Origin of the sequence: Pseudomonas sp. R62 (genome assembly GCF_000257605.1) — a bacterium.
GTDB lineage: Bacteria > Pseudomonadota > Gammaproteobacteria > Pseudomonadales > Pseudomonadaceae > Aquipseudomonas > Aquipseudomonas atacamensis.
In genome coordinates this window covers 1,907,115-1,909,666 of the sequence record NZ_JH635998.1, presented here as the reverse complement: position 1 = coordinate 1,909,666, position 2,552 = coordinate 1,907,115, and the positions used below count along the sequence as shown (strand labels likewise).

Genomic DNA, 2,552 nt, shown 5'->3' with positions numbered 1-2,552 from the left:
TCTGGAAGACAAGACTCAAGCCGTGTCGTGGTTCAACAACCAGCGCATCGATCCGGTCAGTCGGTATCGCTACGACAGCCTTTATCAACTGATCGAGGCCAGCGGCTGGGAAGTCAGCCAGCCCAGCCATGGTCCGGCCTTGCCGGAGCTGCTGCCCACACCACTGGACCCCAATCAACGGCGCAACTACACGCAGAAATTCGACTACGACGCAGCGGGCAACCTGATCACTCGCCAGCATAGCGGTGCGCCGGGTTTTGCGATGTACACCTCCCAGCGCAGCAACCGAAGCCTGATGCAGCGCGACGATGGTTCTTTGCCCGGGGAATCGGAGATAGCGCTGGGATTTGATGCGGCGGGTAATCAGCTTGAGCTGCAGCGCGGACAGGCCATGACGTGGAACGTGCGCAATGAGCTGAGTCGCGTAGCGCTGGTTCAACGCGAGGCAGAGGTCGACGATTACGAATGCTTTAGTTATGACATTTCCGGACATCGTTCGCGCAAAGTGTTTATCCGACAGACTGCGGTTCGAATTCTGGATAGCGAGGTTCGCTATCTTCCCGGTCTCCAATTGCACCGACGTGCCGGAGGTGAAGAGTATCAAGTGATCGAAACCGGAGTCGGTCGAGCTTCGATAAAACTATTGCACTGGTCTTGCGCCAGAAACCCGGATCAACTGCGTTTCGGTTATGACGATCTCATTGGCTCCTCTACTGTGGAGCTGGATGATGAAGGCTGTGTTCTGACACTGGAGCAGTATTATCCCTTTGGAGGAACAGCCTGCTGGGCTGGCAGAAATGCGCAGGCGGCGACATACAAAACCGTCCGATATTCTGGCAAGGAGCGAGACGCTACGGGACTTTATTACTACGGCTACCGATATTACGCGCCTTGGCTACAGCGATGGATAAGTGCGGATCCGCAAGGGGACGGGTTGAATCTGTACGCAATGGTCGCAAACAATCCGACAAGCGCTGTCGATTCCGACGGTCTGAAGGGCAGCGATGCGCAGGATCTCTGGCGCAGAGCTTATGCGGGAATAGTGGCGTCAAAAGACGGTGTCTGGGTACGCACAGTGACCCCGGGAATTGTGGCAGTCGATATTGTCGGCGGTAATGAATTGTTCAATCGGATGGGAATGAATTTGTCTCGTCCGATCGTAGGCAATAGAAGCCTTGCCTACTTGTCGATTGATTCGACATTGCGAAGCAAAGTAGCGGGAGCCGAGACAGGTTTTCGTCTGAACACGGCGTCGGGAAAAGATATCAAGGCGCAAGCAGCTATCCCGAACGCGGGTGCCGTTGCCTATATCAACGGCGGTTTCTTCAATATGCGGAATCAGGCTAGCAGTAGCGTTTCGCCGTTTGCGCCGATTGGCCCAAGCAAGATCGGCGGTAAAAGTCAGATTTACGTCCCGGTGCCTTCAGACTATCTAAAGGATTTCGTGACAGTTCGAATGAGAGATGGATCGAGGATTGAGTCCGGGCCTGTGCTTTCGCAAGGTGGGAGAGCGGCCTTTCCGGAAAGCTATTTGGGTCGCACCAAATTTCTCTTTGACCCGAAGAACAATCAGCCGGGAAAACTGGGTCATGCAGGTTCACCTAACATCCGCTCTGGCATCAGTTTGCCCGGCGGAACAGATAACGGACAGCGTACGCGTTTGGCATGGGGCGGCAGCACCGGGCGCAGCGAGACAGCGACTGGCTATACGATGCCCGAATGGTCCAGGGTAATGGCCAGGATCGAGAGGATGAACGGTGCTGGTGGATGGTCGGTGAACCTTGATGGTGGTCATTCGGCGGGAATCGGCGTGGTTGGAACACACGACGAATTGCTTTACAGAAGGCCTGAAGAAGGATCGTCCGTCCGATCCATCGCCAACTTCATCGCTTATTACGAAAAGCCCCACAAACAGGGATTTTTCAAAAAATGGTTTTCCTGAATCCTGGCGGTTGAGTCATTGAAAGAGGTTGACCTGTTAGTTTTTACAGTAGCGGCTCGACCAGAATAAGCACAGTCTTGGTATCAAAGATGCCAAGGACTCACTCCAAATGGGCACTCGTCATGACACCGCCACTCCGACCTTGTCGGTCATTGACCCGCGCGCACTGGTGGTTCGCAGCGTTGCCTATTGCCGACACCCGGATAAAGCCGACATCGAATCGCGCATTACCCGGCAGATCTTTGATGAGGCGGGGCGTCAGGTAGCGTCTTGGGATCCGCGTTTGTACGGCGTTGCACCCAAGCCGAATCTGGCCACACTCTACGCATTGAGCGGTCAGGAGTTACTCACAGACAGCGTCGACGCCGGTTGGCAAGTGCGGCTGTTGAATGAAGCGGGTTCGATGTGTTCCGGCTGGGATGCGCGGGGCAGTCAGAGTCATCGCCAATACGATGATCTGCAGCGACCGCTAGCCCTCACCGAGCAGGCGCACGACGGGCAGCCTCGCGTGGTCGAGCGCTGGACCTATGCAAAAGCCACCGATGATCGTGCGCTGCACAACCAGTGCGGTCGAGCGATCCGCCACGACGACCCGGCCGGCAATCGGCAC

1 protein-coding gene and 1 pseudogene are annotated in these 2,552 nt (G+C 55.8%); both read left to right on the top strand.

Annotated elements, in window-relative coordinates; translation table 11 throughout:
- On the top strand, positions 1 to 1,942 hold a 1,942-nt coding region (locus tag OQK_RS29170; protein ID WP_162098725.1), incomplete at its 5' end, for an RHS repeat protein.
- Positions 1,943 to 2,051: 109 nt separating this feature from the next.
- Positions 2,052 to 2,552 (top strand): annotated as a pseudogene (locus OQK_RS30400) (RHS repeat domain-containing protein); the annotation flags it as partial.